Origin of the sequence: Rhizobium sp. BK377 (genome assembly GCF_014193935.1) — a bacterium.
Classification (GTDB): domain Bacteria; phylum Pseudomonadota; class Alphaproteobacteria; order Rhizobiales; family Rhizobiaceae; genus Rhizobium.
The window spans coordinates 927,260-951,287 of sequence record NZ_JACIAC010000002.1; the positions used below are offsets into that span (position 1 = coordinate 927,260).

The following is a 24,028-nucleotide window of genomic DNA, read 5'->3' on the forward strand; positions in this document are numbered from 1 at the left end:
CCCATGGCAGACCTCAGACTGGCCCTCTATCAACCCGATATTCCAGGCAATACCGGAACGATCCTGCGCCTTGCCGCCTGCCTGGGCTTTGCGGTCGACATCATCGAGCCCGCCGGTTTCGACATTTCCGATCGAAATCTGAAGCGCGCGGGCATGGATTATCTGGCCAACGCCGACCTCACCCGACATATCAGTTGGGAACGCTTCGAGGAATGGCGTGCAACCACTGGCCGCCGCCTGATACTCGGCACGACAAAAGCATCGCAGCGCTACACGGATTTCGCCTTCCGACCCGACGATGTCCTGCTCTTCGGCCGCGAAAGCGCCGGCGTACCCGATCATGTGCATGACCGCGCCGACGGACGCATCGTGATCCCGATGGTGGAAGGCCAGCGTTCGATCAACCTTGCCGTCTCCGCCGCGATGGTCACGGGCGAGGCAATGCGGCAGACCCTCTGGTCGTAAATCGGCATCAATGCCGATCCTTGGCGGCATCTACGTCGCAACCGACGCTATGAATCAACGTAAAAGCGCCTATATTACTTAGCCAGGCAATCAACGAATCTGCTGATGCAGTGAGATTCCAATCATTTACTCGACTGCGGAAATGTAGCTCCGAGCAGACTTTCTCAAGAAGAAGAAAAAGACGACGCCATGGAATCCACGATCGTGATGATCAACCTGTTCGGCGCGATTGCGCTGCTGCTCTTCGGCCTTGCGCAGGTAAAGGACGGCGTCACGCGTGCCTTCGGCGCACGCCTGAGGACCGGGCTTGCGACAGGCACGGCGAACGGATCGCGCTCGATCCTCTCAGGTTTCCTGGCAACCGTCGCCCTGCAGAGTTCGACTGCGACCACCCTGATGACGGCCTCGTTTGTGGAACGCGACCTCATCAAGCCGCGCATGGCCCAGATCGTGCTGCTCGGCGCCAATGTCGGGACCGCCGTCACCGCCTGGATAGTCGCTACCGGCATCGAGTGGCTTTCGCCGCTTCTCATCCTTGGCGGCATCGTGCTCTATCGCGGAAAGTCCAGCGCTCGCCACGGCGGCGGCGCGGCGATGATCGGCATCGGCCTGATGCTGCTCTCCCTGCATCTGCTCGGCAATGCGACGGAGCCCATGCGCACGTCGCCGGCACTGGCTGCCTTCGTCGGTCTGCTCGGCGATGCCTGGCCGGTCGCTCTGGGTCTTTCTGCAGCGCTCGCCTTCATCTCGTCGTCGAGTCTTGCGGTCGTCGTTCTGATCCTGTCGCTGGCTTCGACGGGCATCCTATCACCGGAACTGATCATCGTTCTCGTTCTCGGCGCCAATCTCGGCGGCGCGATTCCGCCGGTTGTCGCCACCCTCTCCGGCCCTGCCTCGGTGAGACGCGTCACGCTCGGCAATCTCGTTGTCCGCACCGCGGGCTGCCTGATTGCGCTGCCGCTTGCCGCCTATGCGGTGCCCCTGCTCCAAACGCTGCCCTTCGGCCCCGCCAAGCTGCCAGTCGATACGCATCTGATCTTCAACATCCTTCTTGCCGCCGTGGCCTGGCCTTTTTCGCGGATGTTGGCCGCTTTTACTGCCCGCCTCGTTCCCGATGACCTGCAGCTGGATCAGGGTCCCAAGTTTCTCGATATGCAGGAGCTGTCGACGCCCGTCGTGGCCCTTGCCAGCGCAACGCGCGAAGTGCTCGGCGTCGGCGATCTGATCGAGCGCATGCTCCTGCGCGCTTCCGATGCCTTCGAACATAATGACATGTCCAAGCTCGCCGAAATCCCTGCGCTCGAAAAACGCGTCGATCTGCTGCAGCAGGAGGTGAAGGTCTATCTCTCCAAGCTCGGCCGCAGCGGCCTCAGCGACGACAATGCCCGCCGCTCTATCGTTATCATCGACTACGCGATCAATCTCGAGCACATGGGTGACATCATCGAGAAAGGCTTGCTGGAGCAGGTCGGCAAGAAGGTCTCGCTCGGCCTGAAATTTTCCGAAGACGGCTACAGGGAATTGCGCAAACTGTTTGATCTGACGATCGACAATCTGCGCGTCGCCCAGACGATCTTCGTCACCCGCGACTTCAATCTCGCCCGGCAGATGATGGAGGTGAAGGTGGAGGTCCGCCGAATGGAAAAGCAATCGGCCGAGAGGCATCTGGAGCGCCTGCGCGACGGGCGTGCCGACAGCCTTCAGACGAGTTCGCTGCATCTCGATATGTTGCGCGATCTGAAGCGTATCAATGCGCACATCGTCTCAGTGGCGCATCCGATCCTCGACGAAAGCGGCCTTCTGATCGAAAGCCGCCTGCGTGGTGCAGCCGAATAGGTTCAATCGGCGGATGGCAAGCGACGCATGGTGAACTCGATCTCGTCGCCTTCCAGCTGGCGCCAGCTTTCCACTTCGGTCCAATAGGCAGCTTTCGGATATTCGTCGAACCATTCGCGCGCCTTGGCGCGGGCTTCCAAAAGCCCCATCCGGTACGTTTCGCGGACAAAGTGGTCTCGCTCGCGGGCGGACGTCTCTGCCCGATGCTTTGCAATTCTGCGCTTCAAGCCTTCTAAGGGCGGAGGCCCCGGGATTTTCGCCATAAACCTACCTCTAAATGAAAAGTAGTATCGAAATCCGCCCTTTGCGAGTCGAATCTTGCAGGAGCCTTCGACTGCTGGCTAGCTTCTGCTGCACCTGCTAAAGCGGGATTGTAATCAACAAAGAGCGAATCGCATGGAAAGACCGGAACTGCCGATCGGCCTGCCCGAAGACATAGGGGACAAGAAAGCTGCTGCCCGTACATGGTTTGAGGGGTTGCGGGACACGATCTGTGCGTCCTTCGAAGCGCTGGAAGATGAACTCGAAGGTCCCCTCTCCGATCAGGAGCCTGGCCGCTTCGTCGCCAAGGACTGGTCGCGCGAAAACGGAGCGGGCGGCGGTGGCCGTATGTCGATCATGGAAGGCCGCGTCTTCGAGAAAGTCGGCGTCCACACGTCCACCGTCCATGGCGAGTTCGCGCCCGACTTCCGGTCGCAGATACCCGGCGCCAGCGAGGATCCGCGCTTCTGGGCATCGGGGATTTCGCTGATCGCCCATCCGGTTAATCCCAATGTGCCGGCCGTTCACATGAACACCCGTATGGTCGTCACCACCAGCCGCTGGTTCGGCGGTGGTGCCGACCTGACGCCGATGCTTGCTCGCCGCCGTACGCAGGAGGATGAGGACACGCAACTCTTCCACAAGGCCATGGAAATCACTTGCCGCAACCATGCAGTCGCCGATTACGATGCCTACAAGAAATGGTGCGACGATTATTTCTTCCTCAAGCACCGCAACGAGGCGCGAGGTGTTGGTGGGATTTTTTACGACTGGCTGCATTCCGCAGAGAAAGCCGGCGGCTGGAATGCCGATTTCGCCTTCACCCGCGATGTCGGTCGCGCCTTTGCGATGGTTTACCCGAGGATCGTCCGCTCAAACTTCAACAAGGAGTGGACGGAGGCCGACCGTGACGAACAATTGATCCGCCGTGGTCGCTATGTCGAGTTTAATCTGCTCTACGACCGGGGAACGATCTTCGGCCTGAAAACCGGCGGCAACGTCGAATCAATTCTATCATCCTTGCCACCCGTCGTGCGCTGGCCCTAAACTGCGGGTGCCTGCTGATAAATTTGAAATACTATTCCGGTAAAATTGCGTTGAAGGGCCTTCATCAGAACTGAGTACGTCCTAAATAGTCACTGTGCGTTACAATCGGAGGAGGATTGTCATGACGGTACAAAGTGGCTTGCCTGCGTCTGCAGGCATTCAGGAAACGCCCCGTGCAATCGACACGCCCGAGTTCCTGAAGCGCATCGCCGAAAATTTGAGAGCAAGAAGCGGCTCTGATCTGCCGCTCTCCTGCTTTATCGAGCAGGTGAAATTGCAGCTCGCAGGCGGCAAGACTCCGGAAGAGCTTCAAGAGCAGGCAACTGGGGCTGCCAACAGCAATAGGCCCGCGCAGCTTTCGGACACCTATATGGCCTGGGCAATGCCCCACCAATAAACAGAACCTGTCGGCCGACGTCCGAGTCGGCCGAAGCTTTCTCCCCCGGAACCTTCTCCGTTGCCGCACATTCCTCAAGCGCGCGAAAGCGCGATGGTTTGCATTTCAGAGACAGGAGAAGACCATGCGACTTTACGAATGCGGTACACTCGTCCCCGGATGCGATTGGCATACCAGGGCCGATAATGACGCTGAAGTCGTTCGCCGCGCCGTCGAACATATGAAAAGTGCCCACGGCGAAACGATCATTCGCGAAAACATGGTGGACAATATCAAGGCCCGCATCCGCGACGAAGCGAACGCGGCCTGATCTCAGCCTCTAATCTCCGAAAGCCGGGCGAGCAAAGCCGCCCGGTCAGAGACAAAATTCTCTTCTACCCACTGGTTTTCCAAGGTCGATAGGATTTCACCGACCTTCGGACCGGGCTGTAGACCCGTGGCCATCACATCCGCGCCATTCAAGGGAAATTGCGGCTTCTTCCAGATGCGAGCATGATCCAGAAGCTTTGAAAGCCGCGCCGAACGGCTCATCTCATCGAAACTGCCATTCTCTGCCTTGCCCCGAGCAACGCCGAGCGCCAGTTTCAGCCGCACGATGATGCCGTCCACGCCGTTTCTGTAGAGCAGCTTCTCGAAGGCGGCAGCGGAAATCTCATCATTGACTGGAGCGGCTTTTGCCCAAGCCCTGAAATAGGCAGCTTCTGCATTCGAAAATTTCAGCCGCGCTGCCAATTCCTCCAGCCGCACCGGATCGGGTGGGATAATCGAGGCAAGCCGAAGCAAGGGATCAGGTGCCCAGCCAAGCGCCTTCTCGGTCGAAACGAGCGCCGGAATGGCGTCGATGCCCCATTTTTCCGTTTCCGGCAGGATTTCCGAGAGAACGGCAACCTGCCGCATCCAGAGAAGCGCCCGGCCTGGATCTTCCGCCGACAGGAGCTTTCTGAGCTCCGACCAGACACGTTCGGCCGACAGCGTTTTCAGCTTCGAACGCGCAGCGGATGACGCTCTCAGCCCTTCCGCATCGGGCCGTCCGGAACCGTACCAGGCGAAGAAACGAAAGAAGCGCAGAATGCGCAGATAATCCTCGGCGATCCGCGTCGCGGCATTGCCGATGAAGCGGATATTGCGCTTCTCGATATCATCGAGCCCGCCGACGAGATCGATCACCTCGCCCGCAGCATTTGCGTAAAGCGCATTGATGGTCAGGTCGCGCCGTTCCGCATCCGATTGCCAATCCGCGCTGAAGGCCACCTTGGCGCGACGCCCGTCCGTTTCCACATCGGTACGCAACGTCGTCACTTCGAAGGGGCGGCCATCGATGACGAGCGTCACCGTTCCGTGATCAATGCCGGTCGGCACCGCCTTGATGCCGGCAGCAGCGGCCCGCTCCAGGACGGCTTCCGGCAGCAGCGTGGTTGCGATATCGATATCGGCGACCGCAAGCTCCATCAGGCTGTTGCGCACCGCGCCACCGACCACACGCCCTTCCCCGCCATCGGCGTTGAGCAGCGCAAAGACCCGGCCGAGTGCCGGATCCTGAAACCATGCCTGGTCGGCCACAGAGGTCATGCATAGAGCCTTTCATAGAGCGTGCGGACAATGCCCGCGGTGATGCCCCAGATCATCCTCGTTTCATAGGGCATGCGGTAGAAATGCCGGTCGATACCATCAACCACGCGCTTGTCCCTGTTGTGATTGGCCGGATTCATCAGGAAGGAAAGCGGCACCTCGAAAACGTCGTCCACTTCGATCGGATTGAGGCGCAGGGAAAAACCGCGTCGCACAACGCCGAGTACAGGCGTGATGCGGAACCCGGTGGATGACAGATAGTTCGGCAGCCGGCCGACTGTTTCGACAAAGCCACCGCCAAGGCCGATCTCCTCTTCGGTTTCGCGGATCGCCGCCATCTCGGGCGAGGCATCCTCGGGATCGATTGAACCACCGGGAAAGGCGATCTGGCCGGAATGCTTGCGAAGCGTCGACGTCCGCTTGGTGAAAATCACCTTCGCATCATCGCCATCATCAACCACGGGCACCAGCACGGCCGCATCACGGAGCTTCAAGCTCTCGGCCAGCGCAACGATATCGGGATTGAGCACATGGTCGCCGTGGTCGCGCCAGGCATGGTCGATGGGTGCGCCGACCTGGTTGAGCGCGCGGCGCCGGAACTCGGCAGCCGAAAACAGGGGGTAGGTCTTGCTGATCGCTTCGCTCATCGGGAGGCTGCTTCCAGTTCGTCGGCCGGCATGATCGGAAAAATCTCGCCGCCAGAGCGAACGACGAACATCTCCCGGCCGGCGAGCTCCAACACCTCACCGAACTCGATCATTTCATACATCACGGCGCGGGACACGAGGGCTTCAAGCCGGCCCCGCACATGCAAATAGGGCTTTAGTTCGCTGTCCTTCCCATGACCCGGAAAGCGCAGAGGATGATCCTTGCCGGCCTCTATGACATCGCCGACATTGGTGCGGAAGGTCAGAATCTGCTGGCCATCCCGCTCGCTCACATTCATCTCGACAGCGATAAAGGGGGCGTCAATGACTTTGATGCCGACCTTTTCCACAGGAGTTACGAGATAGGTTTTCCCGTCTTCGTCCTTCCTCAAAACGGTCGAAAAGAGCTCGACCAGGGGCAGCCGGCCGATCGGCGTACCCATGTAGAACCACGTGCCATCCGCCCGAATTTCCATGTCGATATCGCCGCAAAAAGGCGGATTCCATTTCTCGACGGGCGGCAAGCCGCGCTTTTTACCGGATTTCGCTTCGGAAGCGCGCGAAATCAGCGCGGCGAGCCCCGCTGCATCCGCCGTATGCCTCATTTCCTCGGCTGCCATTCTTCCGTCCCGGTTTGCTCTTAACAAAATAAAGTCACGAGATAGTCATTTGGAACAAACTTGTCAGCCCGCAACATCTTCATAACTGTATCGGGTATGAGGCACGCCTATTAAAGTCAGACGATTCGCAGCCGAACGATTTCAGCCGTTGGAGATGCCCGTGGGTATGATCAAGACCGAAGCCAGCCTCGATGAACAGGCGATTGTCGCCGCCGCAGAAAGAGCGCTATCCGATATCGCCGCCATCCGCACGGAAGTTTCCAAGGTCATCTTCGGTCAGGAAAGCGTGGTTGAAAACACACTTCTCGCCGTCCTCTCCGGTGGTCACGCCCTCCTCGTCGGCGTTCCCGGCCTTGCCAAGACGAGGCTCGTGACGACGCTTGGCGAAGTCCTCGGACTTGCTGCAAACCGCATCCAGTTCACCCCCGACCTGATGCCATCTGATATCCTTGGCTCTGAAGTGATGGACCAGGACGACAGTGGCCGCCGCTCCTTCCGTTTCGTCAAGGGTCCGGTCTTCGCCCAGCTTCTGATGGCTGACGAAATCAACCGCGCCTCGCCGCGCACCCAGTCTGCTCTGCTGCAGGCGATGCAGGAATATCATATCACCATTGCCGGCCAGCGTTATGACCTGCCCTCGCCCTTCCACGTTCTGGCAACGCAGAACCCGCTGGAACAGGAAGGCACCTATCCGCTTCCCGAAGCCCAGCTCGACCGTTTCCTTCTGCAGGTCGATGTCAACTATCCCGAACTTGCCGCCGAACGCCAGATCCTGCTGGAGACCACAGGTCTCACGGAAGCCAAGCCGGTACCGGTCATCAATGCGGCACGTCTCATAGAAATCCAGACGCTCGTGCGCCAGATGCCGGTCAGCGACACGGTCGTCGATGCTATCCTCTCGCTGGTTCGCTCCGCCCGTCCGGGTCAGGGCAATGCTTCCACCGACAAGCATGTCGCCTGGGGCCCCGGCCCGCGCGCCGGCCAGGCGATGATGCTCTGCGCCCGCGCCCGCGCGCTCTACGAAGGCCGTCTGGCCCCCTCGCTCGACGATATCTACGCTCTGGCCGAGCCCGTTCTCGAGCACCGCATGGCACTGACCTTCGCAGCCCGTGCCGAAGGCATGTCGGTGCGCGACGTGATTGCCGGACTGGTCAAGCAGGCAAAGGCATAAGGAAGCGCAGCGCGTGGCATCCATCGGACAGATCGTCGACCCGACGTCAGGCAATGATGCCCTTTCCCGCGCAAGGCAGCGGGCTGCCCTCGTGCCGGATTGCCTGGTTGAAGCCAAGCGCATTGCCAACACCGTGATTGCCGGCTGGCATGGCCGCCGCAAGCGCGGCATCGGCGAGAATTTTTGGCAGTTCCGCCCCTATAGCGAAGGGGAAAGCCTGTCGCGCATCGACTGGCGCCGCTCCGCCCGCGACGACCATACTTATGTGCGCGACCGCGAGTGGGAAGCCGCGCACACAATCTGGCTTTGGGCCGACATGTCGCCCTCGATGATGTACAAGTCGAGTTATGGCAGCGTGTCCAAGGAAAGTCGGGCGCTGGTCATCATGCTGGCGCTTGCCGAGATTCTCGCCCGCTCCGGCGAGCGCATCGGCTGCCCCGGGGTGATGGAGCCGATCTCAGCCCGCAATGCTGCCGAGAGACTCGCAGCTGCCCTGATGCACACGCCGCTGACCGGCGGCCTGCCGGAGACCGTGATGGTGCGCGGCTGGAGCGATCTCATCCTCATCGGCGATTTTCTCGATGACGCGCCCGCCATCATGGCCCGCCTCGGTCCGCTCGCCCGCCGCGGCCTCCGCGGCCACGTGGTCGAGATTGCCGATCCCGCCGAGGAAATCTTCCCCTATAACGGCCGCACCGAATTCACCGATCCCGAGACCGGCGATAGGCTGACATCAGGCCGGGCAGAAAGCCTGCGTGAGGCCTATCGCAACGCCTATTTGGCCCGACGCGAAAATCTCGGTCGGTCGCTGCGCCATCTCGGCTGGACCTTCGTTAGCCACCGCACCGATCACTTGGCATCCGAAGCGCTAGTCGCTGTCCACATGTATCTTTCCGGCATGCCGGCAAAGGCAACGCACGGAGGACAGCTTTGAGCGCGCTTCCCTTCGCCTTCGCCTATCCCGCGATCCTTGGTGCGCTTCTTGCCCTTCCCGTCATCTGGTGGCTGTTGCGGCTAACCCCGCCGCGCCCGCAAGCGGAGGTCTTCCCCCCGCTGAAAATTCTCGCAACCGTGTTGAAGCGCGAGGAAACGCCGGCACAAAGCCCCTGGTGGCTCACGCTGTTGCGCATGCTTCTGGCCACCGCCATCATCTTTGCGATTGCCGATCCGGTCTTCAATCCACGCACCGGCTCGCTTGCATCAGGGGGCCCGCTCGTCCTCTTCGTCGATAATAGCTGGGCTTCGGCACCCGATTGGGAGCGCCGTGTTCAGACGGCCGATGCACTGATCGACGATGCCGAATCCGCCGGTGCTGTCGTCTCTATCGCATTCACCGCCGATCCGACCAATGATGCGACACCCGGCACTGCCTCCGCCGCTCGCGAAAAGCTGCGTGCCGCCGAGCCAAAGCCGCTCGTGCCGGATCGCCAGCGAGCTTTCGAGGCCCTGCGCTCGGCTCTAAACGGCACGCATCCAGGCACTCTCGCCTTCCTCACCGATGGTGCGGCAAGTAGCGAAAACGACGCTACCGTCCGTCAACTCTCCGATCTCCAGCCCGCCGAACTGCGCGTGATCGAAGGCGATACACCTCAGACGATAGCAATCTCCGGCGCCACCAATACGGCCGATGCAATGACGGTCAAGGTGACTCGGCTCAGCCCCGCTGGCGCGGTATCCGTCCCGCTCAACGCACAGGATGCGCAGGGCCGCGTGATCGCCACCGGCAGGGCTGACTTCGCCCCCGGCCAGACCACCGTCAATGCCGGCATTTCGGCCCCCTTCGAGATGCGCAACGATTTTGCCCGCGTCAGCATCAATACCGGCGCCACCGCAGGTGCCGTGCATCTGCTCGACGATGCATTCAAGCGTCGCAGGGTCGTCCTTCTGTCAGGCGAAAGCGGTGATGAATTCCAGCCGCTGCTGTCTCCGCTCTACTACATCCAGAGAGCGCTTGAGCCCTATGCGGACCTCGTGCGGCCGACCGATGCCAATCTTTCCGTCGCGATCCCGAAACTGCTCGCCAATAATCCTTCTGTCATCATCATGGCCGATATCGGCCGCCTTCCGGAGGATACCTACGCACCCTTGCAACGCTGGATATCGAATGGCGGCATGCTGCTGCGCTTTGCCGGCCCGCGCCTGGCCGCGGCACCTGCCGAAGATCCGCTGATCCCTGTCACCCTGCGCCAGGGCGAACGCGCGCTTGGCGGCAGCCTGTCCTGGAGTGAGCCGCAGGCACTTGCCGAATTCCCTGGGTTCAGCCCGTTTGCCGGCATACCGCGTCCGACCGACGTGACGGTCAACCGCCAGGTGCTGGCAGAGCCGACACCCGATCTTGCTGAGCGCACATGGGCAAGCCTCGCCGATGGTACGCCACTCGTGACCATGAACAAGATGAATGCCGGCCAGATCGTGCTCTTCCATGTGAGCGCCGAGGCGACCTGGTCGAACCTGCCGATTTCCGGCACCTTCGTCGAAATGCTGCGCCACCTCATCCAGATCTCGCGCTCCGGCGGGGTAACCTCGGAATCATCAGGCAGTGCGCGTGTTGCCGAAACCTTGCCGCCCTTCCGCATGCTGACCGCCAAAGGCATCCTGGTCACCGAGACCGGCAATGCCCGTCCGCTGATCCCGAACGCCAAGGCGGCACCCATTGCCAATTTCGACAACCCACCCGGCCTCTATGGCTCCGAAGACGGCTTCACCGCGCTGAACGTTCTGCCCAACAATGCCGAGCTGAAACCGATCGACATTGATGGCGCCAATGTCGTGCGCGCCGGCCTTGTCGGGGGCGAAAGCTGGTCGGCCAAGCCCTTGCTCTTCTTCATCGCCTTCCTGCTGCTTCTGGCCGATAGCCTGATCGTGCTCTTCATGAACGGTGCCTTCTCCCGCCTGCGCCCGCGCGCTCGAGCTGCGGCGACGATCGCCGCGGTACTTGCGGCCGGCCTGATGCTGCGACCGGATCTCCTGCATGCCAACGACGGCCAGCCGGGCGACGACATCATCATGCAGCGGCTGGACAATACTCATCTCGCCTATGTCGTGACCGGCGAGCAGGAGGTAGACAATATTTCTGAAGAGGGGCTCAATGGCCTTACGAGATTCCTGACCTACCGTACCACGCTGGAGCCGTCCCCGCCCGTTGGCATTGATCTGAATAAGGACGAGCTATCCTTCTACCCGATCATCTACTGGCCGATTTCGGCGGACGCACCGATGCCGTCCAACGCCGCCATCAGCCGTATCGACGCCTACATGCGCAACGGCGGAACGGTGCTTTTCGATACACGCGACCAGTTCGATTCTCTCGAAGGCGGCACCGATACGACCGCCAACGGTCAGCGCCTGCAGCAGATCCTCGCCAACCTGGATATTCCGCCGCTGGAACCCGTTCCGCACGACCACGTGCTGACCAAGTCCTTCTATCTGCTGTCCAGCTTCCCCGGCCGCTACGCCGGCAGCCCGCTCTGGATCGAAGCTCGCCAGGGCGCCCAGAATCAGAACAATGCCAACAGGCCGGCCGCTGCCGCAGACGGCGTCTCGCCGATCCTGATTACCGCCAACGATTTTGCCGGCGCATGGGCCGTTGACGACAATGACACGCCGCTGCTGCCGACTGTGCCGCCGGATGAGACGCAGCGCGAATATGCCTTCCGCGCCGGCGTCAACATCATGATGTACATGCTGACCGGCAATTACAAGACAGATCAGGTTCACGTACCCGACCTGCTCGAACGGCTGGGGCAGTGATAATGACGCTCGATTATTCGCCCTTCCTGCCTTGGTCCCTTTTGGCGATACTGACCGGCGTCGTCCTCCTGATCGCCGTATTCGCGATCTGGCGCGGCATACGCGGCGCGTGGATCCGCACGCTTGCGGCGTTGGCGCTACTGGCGGCACTTGCCAATCCGGTACTGCTGCAGGAAGACCGCGACGAGCTTTCGACCATCGTCCCCGTTATCGTCGATCGCAGCCAGAGCCAGCAGACGGCCGACCGCATGACGATGACGGATGATGCGCTGGCGTCCTTGAAAACCCAACTCGCCCGCTTTCCGCAAATCGAGCCTCGTTTCGTGGACGTGAACGAGGACCGCAATTCCGATGTGCCGTCCACACGTCTCTTCGATGCGCTCTCGGCGTCGATCGCCGATGTGCCGCCTTCGCGCGTCGGCGGCGCGATCATGCTGACGGATGGCGAGGTGCATGATGTGCCGGGCGTCAATCAGGCGCTGGGGTTCGACGCGCCGATCCACGGCCTCATCACCGGCAAGCCGAACGAGGTCGACCGCCGCATCGAGGTCATCAAGGCGCCCCGCTTCGGCATCGTCAACGAGGAGCAGCAGCTCGTGCTGCGCGTCTTCGACGACGGCCCGAGCCCCGGCGGCATGGCGAATGTGACGGTGCGCCTCAACGGTGACGAGATAGCCACCCTGCAGGCGACGCCGGGCCAGGATACGCCCTTCTCCTTCAAGGTGACCCGCGGCGGCCCAAATGTCCTGGAATTCTCCGTCGCTGCCATTCCCGGCGAAGTGACGGATGCCAACAACCGCGCCGTGCACATCATCGATGGCATCCGTCAGAACCTGCGCGTTCTCCTGGTCTCGGGTGAACCGCACGCTGGCGAGCGCGCCTGGCGCAACCTTCTGAAGTCCGACGCCTCTGTCGATCTCGTGCATTTCACCATCCTGCGCCCGCCGGAAAAGCAGGACGGCACGCCGATCAACGAACTGTCGCTGATTGCATTCCCAACCCGAGAGCTCTTCGTTGACAAGATCAAGGATTTCGACCTCATCATCTTCGACCGCTATCAGGATCGCGCCAATGTGCTGCCGATGCTCTATTACGACAACATCGCGCAATATGTGGAAAATGGCGGCGCATTGCTGATCGCTGCTGGCCCTGAACATGCAAGCCCGGAGTCGATCGCTATGACCCCGCTTGCCTCCGTACTGCCGGCAGAGCCGACCGGCCGGATGATCGAGCAAGCCTTCTATCCCCGTCTTTCCGAACAGGGCCGTAAACATCCCGTCACTCGCGGCCTCGACGGTTCCGGTGACGAGCCGCCGCATTGGGGTCGCTGGTTCCGCAGCGTCGATGTCGAGCGGCCGCAGGGCCAGACCGTCATGGTCGGCGCCGACAACCATCCGCTGCTGGTGCTCAACCGCGCCGGCCAGGGCCGTGTCGCCATGCTGCTCTCCGATCAGGGCTGGCTCTGGGCGCGTGGCTTCGAGGGTGGCGGCCCGCACGTCTCGCTCTATCGCCGCATCGCCCACTGGCTAATGAAGGAACCGGCACTGGAGGAAGAGGCGCTGACGGCACGCACCTCCGGCCGCACGCTGGAAATCACCCGCCAGACGATTGGCGATGCCCCGGGAGATGCGATCGTCCGCTACCCCTCGGGCAAGACCGAGAACCTGCCGCTGACGCAGACCGAGCCCGGCCTCTACAAGGCCGAAAAGCGCATGGACGAAATCGGCCTTTTCGAAATCCGCAATGGCGACCTGACGACGCTCGCCCATGTCGGCGCCGTCGATGCCCCGGAATTCAAGGCGATGATCTCGACGACGGCGGCTTTGAAACCGATCACCGACAAGAGCCGCGGCCTTGTGACCCGTGTCGTCAACAATGCCGGCGCCATCAGTGTCCCGCCGATCCTTCCGGTGCGGGGCCAGGTGCGTGTGGCCGACAATGAGCGCATGGCGATCCGCATGACCAATGAGACCGTTCTGAAGGGTATCAACACCTTGCCGCTCTTTGCAGGCTTCGCAGGTGTCGGAATTCTGCTTCTGGCCTTTGGCGCCATGTGGTGGCGCGAAGGACGATAACGATGCCGGAATTCGAGCTCACCGCTTCCCCTTCACCGGAAGAGCTCGCCGTCATCACCGATGGCCTGACGGCTTTCAACACCGAGGATGTCGGCCCGTCCGAGCGGCAGGCGCTTGCCGTTCTGATCCGCGATACCGACGGCAAGGTTTCCGGCGGCCTGTCCGGCTACACTGCTTGGGGCTGGCTCTTCGTACAGTTGCTCTACATTCCCGATACGCTGCGCGGCAGCGGCATGGCCGGCAAGATCCTTGCAAAGGCGGAAGAAGAAGCTGCTGCCCGCGGCTGCCGCGGCGCCTGGATCGATACGTTCAATCCGAATGCGCTCGGCGCGTACAAACGTCAGGGCTATGAAATCTTTGGTGAACTGCCGGATTTCCCCGAAGGCAGGACGCGGACCTTCCTCAAGAAGATGCTCTGACAAGAGCAATTCCAGCAAAAGTGCGCAGCGGTTTTGCCTCCGGAATTGCGTAAAGCAAAGAGATAGAGCGTTTCCGTTATTCTAAGGAGAAGGGAAACACTCTATCGCCGCCAGGCGATCGTGCCTTTCAGCCGCGCATGCGTATCTTCGGCGATCGGGACGACGAGCACACGGCTCGGATCGACGGGACTGGGAAAAGTCAGCGCTCCATAGGCGACCTTCTCGAAGCCAAGTGGGCCGTAATAGGGCGGATCGCCGACGAGAATGACGGCTTCCGAACCCTTGCGTTTGGCGGCCTCGACGGCGATACGCACCAGTTCCCGGCCAATGCCCCTGCTCTTGTGCGACGGCCGCACTGCAAGCGGCCCCAGAAGATGGCCCTTCACCGTCCCCGCCAGGACCGGCGTCATCCGCACCGAAGCGATCGTCTCGCCGTCATCTGCGCAGACGAAGGAGAGCGACAGGTCATGCGGTCCCTGCTCGCGAATACGAGCGGCCGCGCGTGCGTGCCGGCCGGGGCCGAATGCTTCTTCGTTGATGTGTTCGATTGCAGCGTCGTGAGACGCGTCCTCAGTGAGGTAGACGAGATCGTGCTTGTACATGAGCATGGGAACAGAGACCGGATAGACGCAGATATATGGGTTCGCGAACACGCCGTCAGGCGTTCGGGAGCATCAGCGTCGTCGCAGGCCTCTGAGAATAGACATCAAGCAGGATTCCAGAATTTGTGAGGAAGGCGGATAGCAGGAAAAATTTCTGTCGTCCATTGCAAAATTCGGTCAAGAATTGGGTGATCAAGACGCAGTGTTCAATCTTTGCCGACCTGCAAAACGCAGCGCACTGCAATATCTATGCTGCAACAACCAATTTCAGAGGTAGAAAACATGGGCATGCTGGTGGACGGCGTCTGGCATGACGTCTGGTACGATACGAAGGAAACGAAGGGTCATTTCAAGCGTCAGCCCTCGCAGTTCCGCAGCTGGATCACGGCCGATGGAGAGGCCGGCCCCAGCGGCAAAGGCGGCTTCAAGGCAGAAGCGGGTCGCTATCACCTCTATGTCTCGCTCGCCTGTCCTTGGGCGCATCGCACGCTGATCTTCCGCAAGCTGAAGAAGCTCGAAGATCTGATTTCCGTTTCCGTCGTCGATCCGCTGATGGTGGAAAACGGCTGGGAGTTCAAGGTCGGTTACGGCTCCACCGGCGACCATCTCTTTGGCTCCAGATTCCTCTGGGAAATCTACGCCAAGGCCGATCCGCACTATTCCGGCCGCGTCACTGTCCCTGTTCTCTGGGACAAGCAAACCGGCACGATCGTCAACAACGAGTCGGCCGAAATCATCCGCATGTTCAACAGCGCCTTCAATCAACTGACGGGCTCAACAGCGGACTATTACCCGGAAGACCTTCGGGCAGATATCGATGCGCTGAACGATGTGGTCTATGACACCGTCAACAACGGCGTCTACAAGTCAGGCTTTGCCACCACGCAAGCAGCTTACGAGGAAAATGTCATCAAGCTCTTCGAAACGCTGGACAGGCTCGATGAGCGCCTCGGCAAGGGCCGTTACCTTTTCGGCGATCGCCAGACCGAAGCCGACTGGCGGCTCTTTACGACGCTCGTACGCTTCGATCCGGTTTATGTCGGCCACTTCAAATGCAATATCCGCCGCATTGAGGACTACCGTAACCTGCCGGCCTATCTGCGTGACCTCTATCAGACCCCCGGAATTGCCGACACAGTGAACCTGCGGCACATCAAGGAACACTATTACCGAAGCCACAAGACCATCAACCCGACCGGCATCGTGCCCGTTGGTCCGGCGCTCGATCTCGACCGGCCGCATGGTCGTGACAAACTTGCAGCCGCGGCCTGAGCTTCACCAGTAATGCGCCGGCTCCGCCTCGCCGCGGAGTTCGGCCAGTCTCCTATGCGTCGCTTCAGTCGTCCCCGCCGGCAGATTGTCGATTTCGAAAAAGCCGCTCTCGGCAATTTCCCAGTCCGGCAGTCGCGGCGCGGTCTGTTCCACCGTGGCGCGGTAGAAGACCACATGATCGCGCCGGGTGATATTCGTGTTGAAATAGACGTGAAAGAGCTGCGGCTTGCCCAAGATCCTGAGGTTGCCTTCCTCCCGCAGCTCCTTGATGAGCGCCTCTTCTGCCGTCTCGTTTCGTTCCAGCCCGCCGCCTGGCATATGCCATCCGCCTGTATAGCCGTGACGAACGAGAAAGAGGCGCCCTTGCTCGTCGAAACAGGCTGCACGCACCCCCATCGTCATACCGCGCGCGACGGAAAAATACACGTGCAGCAATCGCACCAACACTTTCATGTGAAGGGGCCAGGTTTGTTTGTCTGCCATGGGCTCTTTCATATTCTCATCGCGGGGATGTGTTTGAATTGTAAATAAGCTGGTCTATGTGTCGTTGCATGTTCAAGCTCGCGCATATCTCCGACGTCCATCTCGGACCCCTGCCCCGCCTCTCCATTCACGAACTTTTCTCAAAACGTATTACGGGCTTTGTGAACTGGCACCGCAACCGGCGCAAGCATCTTTTCGGCAGCACGCTCGATCTCCTGCTGGAGGATATCCGCTCCCACAAGGCAGACCACCTGGCGGTGACCGGCGACCTCGTCAACCTCGCAAGCGGCATCGAGATCCGGAGCGCGGCAGCCTGGCTGCGCGAACTCGGCGATCCCGCTGCTACATCGGTCGTCCCTGGCAACCACGATGCCTATGTGCCGGGCGCCTATGAGAAGTCGATGCGCGCCTGGTACGACTATGTGCGCGGCGACCTCGCTCCGCCGCAATGGGAAGAAGACCGGCACATATTCCCTTACCTTCGCATCCGCGACAAGGTCGCGATCGTCGGCTGCTCGACTGCAGTTGCAACTCCGCCATTCGCGGCCTCCGGCTTCTTCGGCGCGCGTCAGGCGCGCGATACGGTCAATATGCTGCGCGCTGCCGGCGAGGCCGGTCTGTTCCGTGTCGTCATGATCCACCATCCGCCGATCCGCGGTGCGACCTCCTTCTACAAACGCATGATCGGCATCCGCCGTTTCGCGGCCGTCGTTTCGACCGGCGGAGCCGAGCTCGTGCTGCACGGCCACACCCATCTCAACACCCTCTACTGGCTGCGCGGACAGACAGGCCAGGTGCCCGTCGTCGGCATCGCCTCGGCCTCGCAAGGACCGGGTGGCATCAAGCCGCGCGCCGCCTACAATCTCTTTTCCATTTCCGGTTCTCCTGGTGCCTGGGAAGTGAAGGGCCAGCGCTTCAGCATAAACGATATGGGCGACGGCATGATGCTGGAAAGCACTGATATTTTCGGAGTTTGAAGGCGATTGCGGAATCAATTCCGGAAGCCGTTGAATCAAGCTGTGAAGAGCGTTCGCCGGTGTCGCGACAGAGGCAATAAAGGCCGCCGGGGCTCTTGGTATTTTTAAGCGTCGGCGTACAATTCAGCAACCGCAGCGTTTCAAAACGGAGTACGCCCGATGACTGCTTCTCTTCATCGCCTGTGCAGATTTTCGCTTGTTTCCGTCTTTGCTCTCGGCCTCGCTACGTCCGCTTTCGCGGTCGGCGGCGGGAACGATGACACCTCGCCGCCGCAGAAGACCCAAACGACCAAGACCTGCACTAAGGGCAAGGTATGGGATGCCAAGAAGAAGGAATGCGTCGATCCGAAGAAGCAGAGCTTCAATGATGACGATCTCTACAAATTCGCCCGCGAATTCGCCTATGCCGGCCAGTATGAGAACGCCATCACGGTGCTCAGTCTCGTCAAAAACCAGAACGATCCACGCATCCTGAACTATCTTGGCTATGCCAACCGCAAGGCTGGCCGCATGGAGCTCGGCATGTCCTACTACAAGAAGGCGCTGCAGCAGGATGAGAACTACATCCTCGCCCGCTCCTATATGGGCATGGCGCTTGTCGAGCAGGGAGACATTCAGGGCGCCCGCGTCCAGCTCGTCGAGATTCGCGATCGCGGCGGCGAAAATACCTGGGCCTATCGCGCTCTGCTGCAGAGCCTGAACGGCTACAGGACATATTGAGGCAAGCTCCGCGGGGTATGGTACGGAAATCCCTTGGGATGGGATGGATGAATTGAACCCCGCGCTTGCGAAATACAGGCGACTTGTTCCATAAAGCCGCCTGCATGGCCGGGATGAGTACGGTGGCTTCGCACTCGTCGGGCAAGGCCCGCATGTGAAGCTGGCCCATATTCGATGCTGGCCAATGTGAATGCTTCTTGGAAAGACCATGCGCCAACCCGCAACCACCACCGATATCCGGCGTGATCTCGTCGGTCTCCTGCCCCGCCTCCGCCGCTTTGCCATTACGCTTGCGGGAGAGACGGCTGCGGCCGATGAGCTGGTTCAGTCGGTCTGTCTGCGCGCCATTTCCAAAGGGCATCAGTGGAACGGCGAAGGCCGGCTGGAAAGCTGGATCTATACGCTGGCCCGACAGCAATGGAGTGAAGACAGCCGCAAGCGCAAGCCGCGTCCGGCCGCACGAGGTAATGTGACGGATATCCGTGACGCCATTCGCGACCGCGCGGCCGTCGTCGATACCGACGCCCTGCACCGCATGCTTGCCGAAATGCCCGAGGGCGTGGCCAGCATTTTCGTGCTGATCGACGTGGAAGGCCATAGCTATCAGCAGGCTGCCGAAATCATGGGCGTTGCAATCGGCAGCATTGCCGGTCAGCTTGCCACCGCACGACTCCATTTCGCCGCATTGTCCGGTCACAATCCGCCCGTCCACAGGTACTGACTGATTTGCTCGATTTCAAAAAACAGCCGCTCGAAGCCCAGCTTGCCGCCCTCCTCGACGGCGAAACCACACCGGAACAGAAGCTGGAGCTGGAAAGCCGGCTGGCAACGGATGAAAACGCTCGCAAACTCTACGACAAGCTCCGACACGGCGTCGATTTCGGCCGCCGCAAGCTGGACGACATGCTGAAGGAACCTGTTCCGCTGGCGCTTGTGCGCTCCATCAAGAGCACGCAGCCGCCGAAGACGCCGATCGCCCAGCGCAACGCCCGCCCGCAGCTGAAGCTCGCGCCGAACGGCCGCCAGGCGCTTGCAGCAGCCCTCATTCTCTTCGTCGTCGGCGGTGGCATCGGCTACTTCATCGGTAATGCGCCAGATACGGATGACGCTACACCGGTCGCAGCGGCTCAGATCAACACCAATGACTGGCTGGGTGACGTCACCGCCTTTCAGCGGCTTCTCGTGCGCCAGCCGCGTCACCTCGTCGAAGTACCAGCCTCACAGTCAGAGGAAATCTCCTCCTGGCTGACGGCCGCGATCGGTGTGCCATTCCGCGTGCCGAACCTTTCGGCAGAATCCTGGACCTTTCAGGGCGCGCGTGTGATCCTTGGTGACAGCCGCCCTGTCGGCCAGCTCGTCTATTCCAATGCCGACGGCGATATCATCTCGATCTGTTTCCGCAAGGATGCGCAGCAACCGGAAACGGAAGACTTCAAGGAAACGATCCGCGACGAGATCGGCCTCGTAACCTGGCACAATGCCGGCACGTCCTATGTGCTGGCAGGCCCCTCCGCCGAAGCCACGCTCAGCCAACTCGCCATGGAAATCGCCGCCGCCATCTGAACCCGTTAGGTCGTGTGAAAGCTGGGGGCGAGCTCAATGAGCTCGCCGATTGCATCATCAGGCCGCGTCGCCCTGCAGTGATCGCGGCCTGAGCAGAATTGTCAGGCCTTGCCGGCTTTCACGTCGAGCACGCGGTTGGCAGCGGAGACGATCGCTTCGAGCGATGCGGCCACGATATTGGTGTTGATGCCGGCACCAAAGAGCTTGCCACCCGGATAGGACGTCTCGACGTAAGAGATAGCAGCGGCATTGGAGCCGTGCTGCAGCGAATGCTCCGAGTAGTCTTCGACCGACATGGCGATGCCGAGATAATGCGACAGCGCATTGATGAAGCCGTCGATCGGACCGTTGCCGCGGCCTTCGATGCGCTTGATCTCGCCATTATCGGTAATCTCGGCCGCGATGATCCGCTGTCCCTTGTGCTCTGTATCCGGATAGGTGTGGTGATCGACGAACTTCAGGCGCGCGCCCGGCTGGGTCACGTAACGCTCGATGAAACGATCATGGATACGCTTTGACGGAAGCTCCTTGCCTTCTTCATCGGTAATGCGCTGGATGTCTTCCCGGAATTCGACCTGCAGGTTGCGCGGCAGGTTGAGCCCGTAGTCCTGCTGCAGGATATAGGCGATGCCGCCCTTGCCGGACTGCGAATTGATGCGGATGATCGCCTCGTAGGAGCGGCCGACGTCGCGCGGGTCGATCGGCAGGTACGGCACTTCCCAGACTGGATGGTTGGCAACCTGCGCTGCCTTCATGCCCTTGTTGATCGCATCCTGATGCGAACCGGAGAAGGCTGTGTAGACCAGTTCGCCCACATACGGGTGGCGTTCGGCGATCGCCATCTGGTTCGAATATTCGAACACTTCCTTGATGCGCTCGATATTGGAGCAGTCTATCTGTGGATCGACACCCTGCGTGAACATGTTGAGCGCCATGGTGACGACATCGACATTGCCGGTGCGCTCGCCATTGCCGAACAGCGTGCCCTCGACGCGGTCGGCACCCGCCAGCAGAGCGAGCTCGGCAGCAGCGATACCGGTGCCGCGGTCATTATGCGGATGCAGCGAGATGATCAGGTTCTCACGGTTGTCGAGATTGCGGCACATCCACTCGATCTGGTCGGCATAGACGTTCGGCGTCGCCATCTCTACCGTCGAGGGCAGGTTGATGATGAGCTTGTTGTCGGGCGTCGGCTTCATCACCTCGATGACGGCGTTGCAGATTTCCAACGCCACATCCAGCTCGGTGCCGGTGAAACTTTCCGGAGAATATTCGAAACGATAGCCGCCTCCGGCCTTGGCCGCCATGTCGCTTATCATCTTGGCGGCATCGACAGCAATCTGCTTGATACCTTGCACATCCTTGGCGAAGACCACGCGGCGCTGCAATTCGCTCGTGGAATTGTAGAAGTGCACGATCGGCCGGTTGGCGCCTTCCAGCGCCTCGAAGGTGCGGGTGATCAGCTCGGGCCGGCATTGAACCAGCACCTGCAGCGATACGTCGTCGGGCACATTGCCCTCTTCGACGCACCAGCGGGCGAAATCGAAGTCGGTCTGCGAGGCGGACGGGAAACCGATCTCGATTTCCTTGAAGCCCATTTCCAGGAGCAAGTGGAACATGCGCGCCTTGCGATCATGGCCCATCGGATCGACGAGCGCCTGGTTGCCGTCGCGCAGGTCGACGGAGCACCAGATCGGCGCCTTGGAAATGGTCTTGGTCGGCCAGGTGCGGTCGGGAATGTTCACCTGCGGATAGGGCCGGTATTTGACGGCGGCGTCGGGCATGCCTTTGGCGCCTGCGGAGGATCGGCGGGTGGTCGTGTCCATTGTCTTGTCTCCTCGTCCCGGCATTTGCCTCGCGTCTTAGCCGATCATATCAGGCTTGGCGACTGCAAATGCGGACCTTTGATCGGTCGTTTGGTCAATTTTGAAAGTGAGTCGCGAGGAGCGATGGCCGGGCGGGCTTTCGGCCGCCGGGCGCTCCTCAAAGGACCCGGCAACCGCGCGTAAGGCCGAGGAGAAGAAGCGAGGTCAGGGCGCGCGTATTGTCACGCAGAGCCGTGCGGCCGCGTGCAATCGTGTCGGAAATCCGTGCGCTTTTGCTCTTCATGTCCGCGCTTATAGCCGCCGCCGGAAAATCCGGCAACCCCTCACCTATTTTTTCCTCGCCTGCACGATACGGGACAGCGCCAGCATCAGCCCGCCAGCGATCAGCCCCCAGAAGGCGCCGGATATGCCGCCGAAGGAAACGCCCGACGCAGTGACGAGGAAGGTGATTGCCGCCGCCTCACGCGATTCCGGTGCCTGGAAAGCCGCCATGGCTGAACTGGAGAAGGCGCCGACAAGTGCCAAACCGGCCACGGCCTCGATCAGGATCGGTGGCGCCAGCGCGACAAAGGCGGTCACCGCTCCGGCAAGCAGGCCGAAAATAACATAGCCGACGCCCGAGATCAGCGCCGCCCAATACCGCCGCGAGGGATCGGCATGCGCGTCCTGCCCGGCACACATCGCTGCCGTGATCGCCGCCAGGTTGACTGCATGGCCGCCAAAAGGCGCCGCCAGAAGCGAGAAGACGCCGGTCACGGCAAAGAGCGGCCCCGGCATCGGATCATAGTGATTGACCTTCAGCACCGCGATGCCAGGAATATTCTGCGACGCCATGGTCACGATGAAGAGCGGCAGGGCAATCGATACGAAACCGGCAAGATTGAAAACCGGATGCACGATATCGATGACCGGCACCAGCGACTGCTCGAGCGACGACAGGGCGCCCGCGGGAATATCGACACCGAAGGCCAGTACCAGCGCGAAAGCCACCAGCGCCGCCGGTACCGCCCAAAGGCGCTTGAAGGCGCCGACCACGATCCAAGTCAGAATGATTGGCAGACCGAGCAGCGGATTGAAAGCGACGGCCTTGACCGGCGCAAAACAAAGGCCGAGCAGCACGCCCGACAGCATTGCATTGGCAAGCGGCGCAGGGATGGCGGCAACCGCCCGTCCGAGGGGCTTGAACAGCCCGGCAACAACGATCAATACGCCGCAAAGAATGAACGCGCCGACCGCTGCATTGAAGCCACCATCAATCGTTCCGATGCTCGCAAGGAGCGCAGCCCCAGGGGTCGACCAGGCGATACTGACCGGCAGACGCGTAACGGCACTGAGTACGACAGCGCAAAGCCCCATCGAGATCGACAATGCCATCAGCCCCGAAGCCGCCTGCGCATCCGTCGCACCCACCACCTGAAGCCCATGCAACACGACGGCAAAGGAACTGGTAAACCCGACGAAAGCCGTCAGAAGCCCCATGAACAGGCTCTGTACGGAGAAATCTTTGAGCATGGTGCGACTCCGGCTGCGAAGATTGCGCATGGAGCAGCATAAGCGAAGTACGCGCAAGCCGGATTGCCCCTGGAAATGATCGCTTACGTGGCAATCCCACGAGATTGCATGACAGCATGCCGGCAGACATGGAAACGCCCCGACTGCGGATCGCAAACGGGGCGTCAATTCAAGGCAGAATCAGCAAAAAAATCAGATTTCGCTCTGCGAGGTCACGACGCGAGCGACGAGACCATAGGCAACGGCGTCTTCAGCCGAGAGCCAGTAATCGCGGTCGATATCCTTGGCGATCTTTTCTTCCGACTGGCCGGTTGCCTTCGAGAAGATCTTGATCAGGCGCTCGTTCATCTTGATGATCTCGCGTGCCTGGATCTCGATATCCGAAGCCATGCCGCGGGTGCCGCCGGACGGCTGGTGCAGCAGGAAGCGGGTGTTCGGCAGGCAAATGCGGCGTTCCTTCGGAGCCGCGGCGTAGATGAGCGCGCCGGCCGAGGCAACCCAGCCCGTACCGATCATCCAGACCTTCGGCTTGATGAACTTGATCATGTCGTGAATGGAATCGCCGGATTCGACGTGGCCGCCAGGCGAATTCACATAGATACGAATGTCTTCGTCATTGGCAGCGGCGAGGGCCACGAGCTGGGTGCAGACCTTCTGCGCCAATTCCTGCGTGATCGGTCCGTAGATGAAGATCGAACGCGACTTGAAAAGGTTCGCCTCCGTTTCCTTGCCGAGCGGCAGTTCCTTCGTCTTGTCGTCCTGTTCTTCTTCGTCGTTCATTCGAACCTCTCTCGTCCAATGCGGTTCCTCGCACAT

The 24,028-nt window shown here is 60.8% G+C and carries 25 protein-coding genes; 15 read left to right on the top strand and 10 right to left on the bottom strand.

Features of this window, described 5'->3' with window-relative positions:
* The first annotated feature begins 3 nt into the window (after positions 1-3).
* Entirely contained in the window at positions 4-465 is a 462-nt protein-coding gene (locus FHT92_RS13365) for a tRNA (cytidine(34)-2'-O)-methyltransferase (RefSeq protein ID WP_183825767.1), read from the top strand.
* A gap of 189 nt (positions 466-654) precedes the next feature.
* A complete protein-coding gene (locus FHT92_RS13370) occupies positions 655-2,301 on the top strand; it encodes a Na/Pi cotransporter family protein (RefSeq protein ID WP_183825770.1) in 1,647 nt (548 codons plus the stop codon).
* 2 nt (positions 2,302-2,303) lie between these two features.
* On the opposite strand, the gene FHT92_RS13375 is transcribed toward FHT92_RS13370, so the two are convergent.
* On the bottom strand, positions 2,304-2,564 hold the full coding sequence (locus FHT92_RS13375; RefSeq protein WP_183741137.1) for a hypothetical protein: 261 nt from the start codon (positions 2,562-2,564) through the stop codon (positions 2,304-2,306).
* Between the two features lie 133 nt (positions 2,565-2,697).
* On the opposite strand from FHT92_RS13375, the gene hemF reads away from it, so the two are divergent.
* The 3 genes from hemF (at position 2,698) to FHT92_RS13390 (ending at position 4,316) form a co-directional block, all read left to right on the top strand.
* Positions 2,698-3,609 (top strand): oxygen-dependent coproporphyrinogen oxidase, encoded by a 912-nt coding sequence (hemF, locus tag FHT92_RS13380; protein ID WP_183741138.1) that lies wholly within the window; start codon positions 2,698-2,700, stop codon positions 3,607-3,609.
* 121 nt (positions 3,610-3,730) lie between these two features.
* Complete coding sequence (locus FHT92_RS13385; protein WP_183741140.1) at positions 3,731-4,006, top strand: hypothetical protein; 276 nt, start codon at positions 3,731-3,733, stop codon at positions 4,004-4,006.
* A gap of 124 nt (positions 4,007-4,130) precedes the next feature.
* Complete coding sequence (locus tag FHT92_RS13390; protein ID WP_183825773.1) at positions 4,131-4,316, top strand: DUF1059 domain-containing protein; 186 nt, start codon at positions 4,131-4,133, stop codon at positions 4,314-4,316.
* Between the two features lie 2 nt (positions 4,317-4,318).
* Here the strand turns inward: FHT92_RS13390 and FHT92_RS13395 are convergent, their stop codons facing one another.
* From FHT92_RS13395 to FHT92_RS13405, 3 genes are read right to left on the bottom strand one after another with little or no spacing between them, the layout of a single operon-like run.
* On the bottom strand, positions 4,319-5,575 hold the full coding sequence (locus tag FHT92_RS13395) for a CCA tRNA nucleotidyltransferase (protein ID WP_183825776.1): 1,257 nt from the start codon (positions 5,573-5,575) through the stop codon (positions 4,319-4,321).
* Positions 5,572-6,222: a CoA pyrophosphatase gene (locus FHT92_RS13400; protein ID WP_183741146.1), complete on the bottom strand. Its 651-nt coding sequence runs from the start codon at positions 6,220-6,222 to the stop codon at positions 5,572-5,574. Before FHT92_RS13400 ends, FHT92_RS13395 begins: the two co-directional genes overlap by 4 nt.
* Complete coding sequence (locus FHT92_RS13405; RefSeq protein ID WP_183825780.1) at positions 6,219-6,842, bottom strand: DUF1285 domain-containing protein; 624 nt, start codon at positions 6,840-6,842, stop codon at positions 6,219-6,221. Before FHT92_RS13405 ends, FHT92_RS13400 begins: the two co-directional genes overlap by 4 nt.
* A 160-nt stretch (positions 6,843-7,002) precedes the next feature.
* Between FHT92_RS13405 and FHT92_RS13410 the strand changes: the two genes are divergently transcribed.
* The 5 genes from FHT92_RS13410 to FHT92_RS13430 are packed head-to-tail and all read left to right on the top strand — an operon-like array spanning position 7,003 to position 14,257.
* Positions 7,003-8,013 carry a MoxR family ATPase gene (locus tag FHT92_RS13410; protein ID WP_183825782.1) on the top strand — a complete coding sequence of 337 codons (1,011 nt, stop codon included), beginning with the start codon at positions 7,003-7,005 and terminating at the stop codon, positions 8,011-8,013.
* 13 nt (positions 8,014-8,026) lie between these two features.
* On the top strand, positions 8,027-8,947 hold the full coding sequence (locus FHT92_RS13415) for a DUF58 domain-containing protein (protein WP_183825785.1): 921 nt from the start codon (positions 8,027-8,029) through the stop codon (positions 8,945-8,947).
* Positions 8,944-11,763 (top strand): DUF4159 domain-containing protein, encoded by a 2,820-nt coding sequence (locus FHT92_RS13420; protein ID WP_183825788.1) that lies wholly within the window; start codon positions 8,944-8,946, stop codon positions 11,761-11,763. The genes FHT92_RS13415 and FHT92_RS13420 overlap by 4 nt, the downstream gene beginning before the upstream one ends.
* Before the next feature lie 2 nt (positions 11,764-11,765).
* Positions 11,766-13,838, top strand: a complete 2,073-nt coding sequence (locus tag FHT92_RS13425; RefSeq protein WP_183825791.1) for a hypothetical protein — start codon at positions 11,766-11,768, stop codon at positions 13,836-13,838.
* A gap of 2 nt (positions 13,839-13,840) precedes the next feature.
* Entirely contained in the window at positions 13,841-14,257 is a 417-nt protein-coding gene (locus tag FHT92_RS13430) for a GNAT family N-acetyltransferase (protein WP_183825793.1), read from the top strand.
* Between the two features lie 101 nt (positions 14,258-14,358).
* On the opposite strand, the gene FHT92_RS13435 is transcribed toward FHT92_RS13430, so the two are convergent.
* Positions 14,359-14,910 (bottom strand): N-acetyltransferase, encoded by a 552-nt coding sequence (locus FHT92_RS13435; RefSeq protein WP_312858761.1) that lies wholly within the window; start codon positions 14,908-14,910, stop codon positions 14,359-14,361.
* Between the two features lie 231 nt (positions 14,911-15,141).
* On the opposite strand from FHT92_RS13435, the gene FHT92_RS13440 reads away from it, so the two are divergent.
* On the top strand, positions 15,142-16,131 hold the full coding sequence (locus FHT92_RS13440) for a glutathione S-transferase family protein (protein ID WP_183825796.1): 990 nt from the start codon (positions 15,142-15,144) through the stop codon (positions 16,129-16,131).
* 3 nt (positions 16,132-16,134) lie between these two features.
* Here the strand turns inward: FHT92_RS13440 and FHT92_RS13445 are convergent, their stop codons facing one another.
* Positions 16,135-16,614: an NUDIX domain-containing protein gene (locus FHT92_RS13445; RefSeq protein WP_183825798.1), complete on the bottom strand. Its 480-nt coding sequence runs from the start codon at positions 16,612-16,614 to the stop codon at positions 16,135-16,137.
* 68 nt (positions 16,615-16,682) lie between these two features.
* Here FHT92_RS13445 and FHT92_RS13450 point away from each other — a divergent pair, with 68 nt between their 5' ends.
* The 4 genes from FHT92_RS13450 to FHT92_RS13465 all read left to right on the top strand — a co-directional run bounded on the left by FHT92_RS13450 (position 16,683) and on the right by FHT92_RS13465 (position 19,874).
* Entirely contained in the window at positions 16,683-17,591 is a 909-nt protein-coding gene (locus tag FHT92_RS13450) for a metallophosphoesterase family protein (protein WP_183825801.1), read from the top strand.
* A gap of 159 nt (positions 17,592-17,750) precedes the next feature.
* Complete coding sequence (locus FHT92_RS13455) at positions 17,751-18,311, top strand: tetratricopeptide repeat protein (protein WP_183741165.1); 561 nt, start codon at positions 17,751-17,753, stop codon at positions 18,309-18,311.
* Positions 18,312-18,519: 208 nt separating this feature from the next.
* Positions 18,520-19,032 (top strand): RNA polymerase sigma factor, encoded by a 513-nt coding sequence (locus tag FHT92_RS13460; RefSeq protein ID WP_183825804.1) that lies wholly within the window; start codon positions 18,520-18,522, stop codon positions 19,030-19,032.
* Positions 19,033-19,037: 5 nt separating this feature from the next.
* A complete protein-coding gene (locus tag FHT92_RS13465) occupies positions 19,038-19,874 on the top strand; it encodes an anti-sigma factor (RefSeq protein ID WP_183825807.1) in 837 nt (278 codons plus the stop codon).
* A 101-nt stretch (positions 19,875-19,975) separates the two neighbouring features.
* Here the strand turns inward: FHT92_RS13465 and leuA are convergent, their stop codons facing one another.
* The 4 genes from leuA to FHT92_RS13480 form a co-directional block, all read right to left on the bottom strand.
* Positions 19,976-21,700, bottom strand: a complete 1,725-nt coding sequence (gene leuA / locus FHT92_RS13470) for a 2-isopropylmalate synthase (protein ID WP_183741171.1) — start codon at positions 21,698-21,700, stop codon at positions 19,976-19,978.
* A gap of 157 nt (positions 21,701-21,857) precedes the next feature.
* A complete protein-coding gene (locus tag FHT92_RS29635) occupies positions 21,858-21,983 on the bottom strand; it encodes a hypothetical protein (RefSeq protein WP_281412829.1) in 126 nt (41 codons plus the stop codon).
* 44 nt (positions 21,984-22,027) lie between these two features.
* Positions 22,028-23,242 carry a benzoate/H(+) symporter BenE family transporter gene (locus FHT92_RS13475; RefSeq protein WP_183741173.1) on the bottom strand — a complete coding sequence of 405 codons (1,215 nt, stop codon included), beginning with the start codon at positions 23,240-23,242 and terminating at the stop codon, positions 22,028-22,030.
* 162 nt (positions 23,243-23,404) lie between these two features.
* Positions 23,405-23,992, bottom strand: coding sequence for an ATP-dependent Clp protease proteolytic subunit (locus tag FHT92_RS13480; RefSeq protein WP_112543526.1), 588 nt, complete (start codon positions 23,990-23,992; stop codon positions 23,405-23,407).
* Positions 23,993-24,028: the final 36 nt, after the last annotated feature.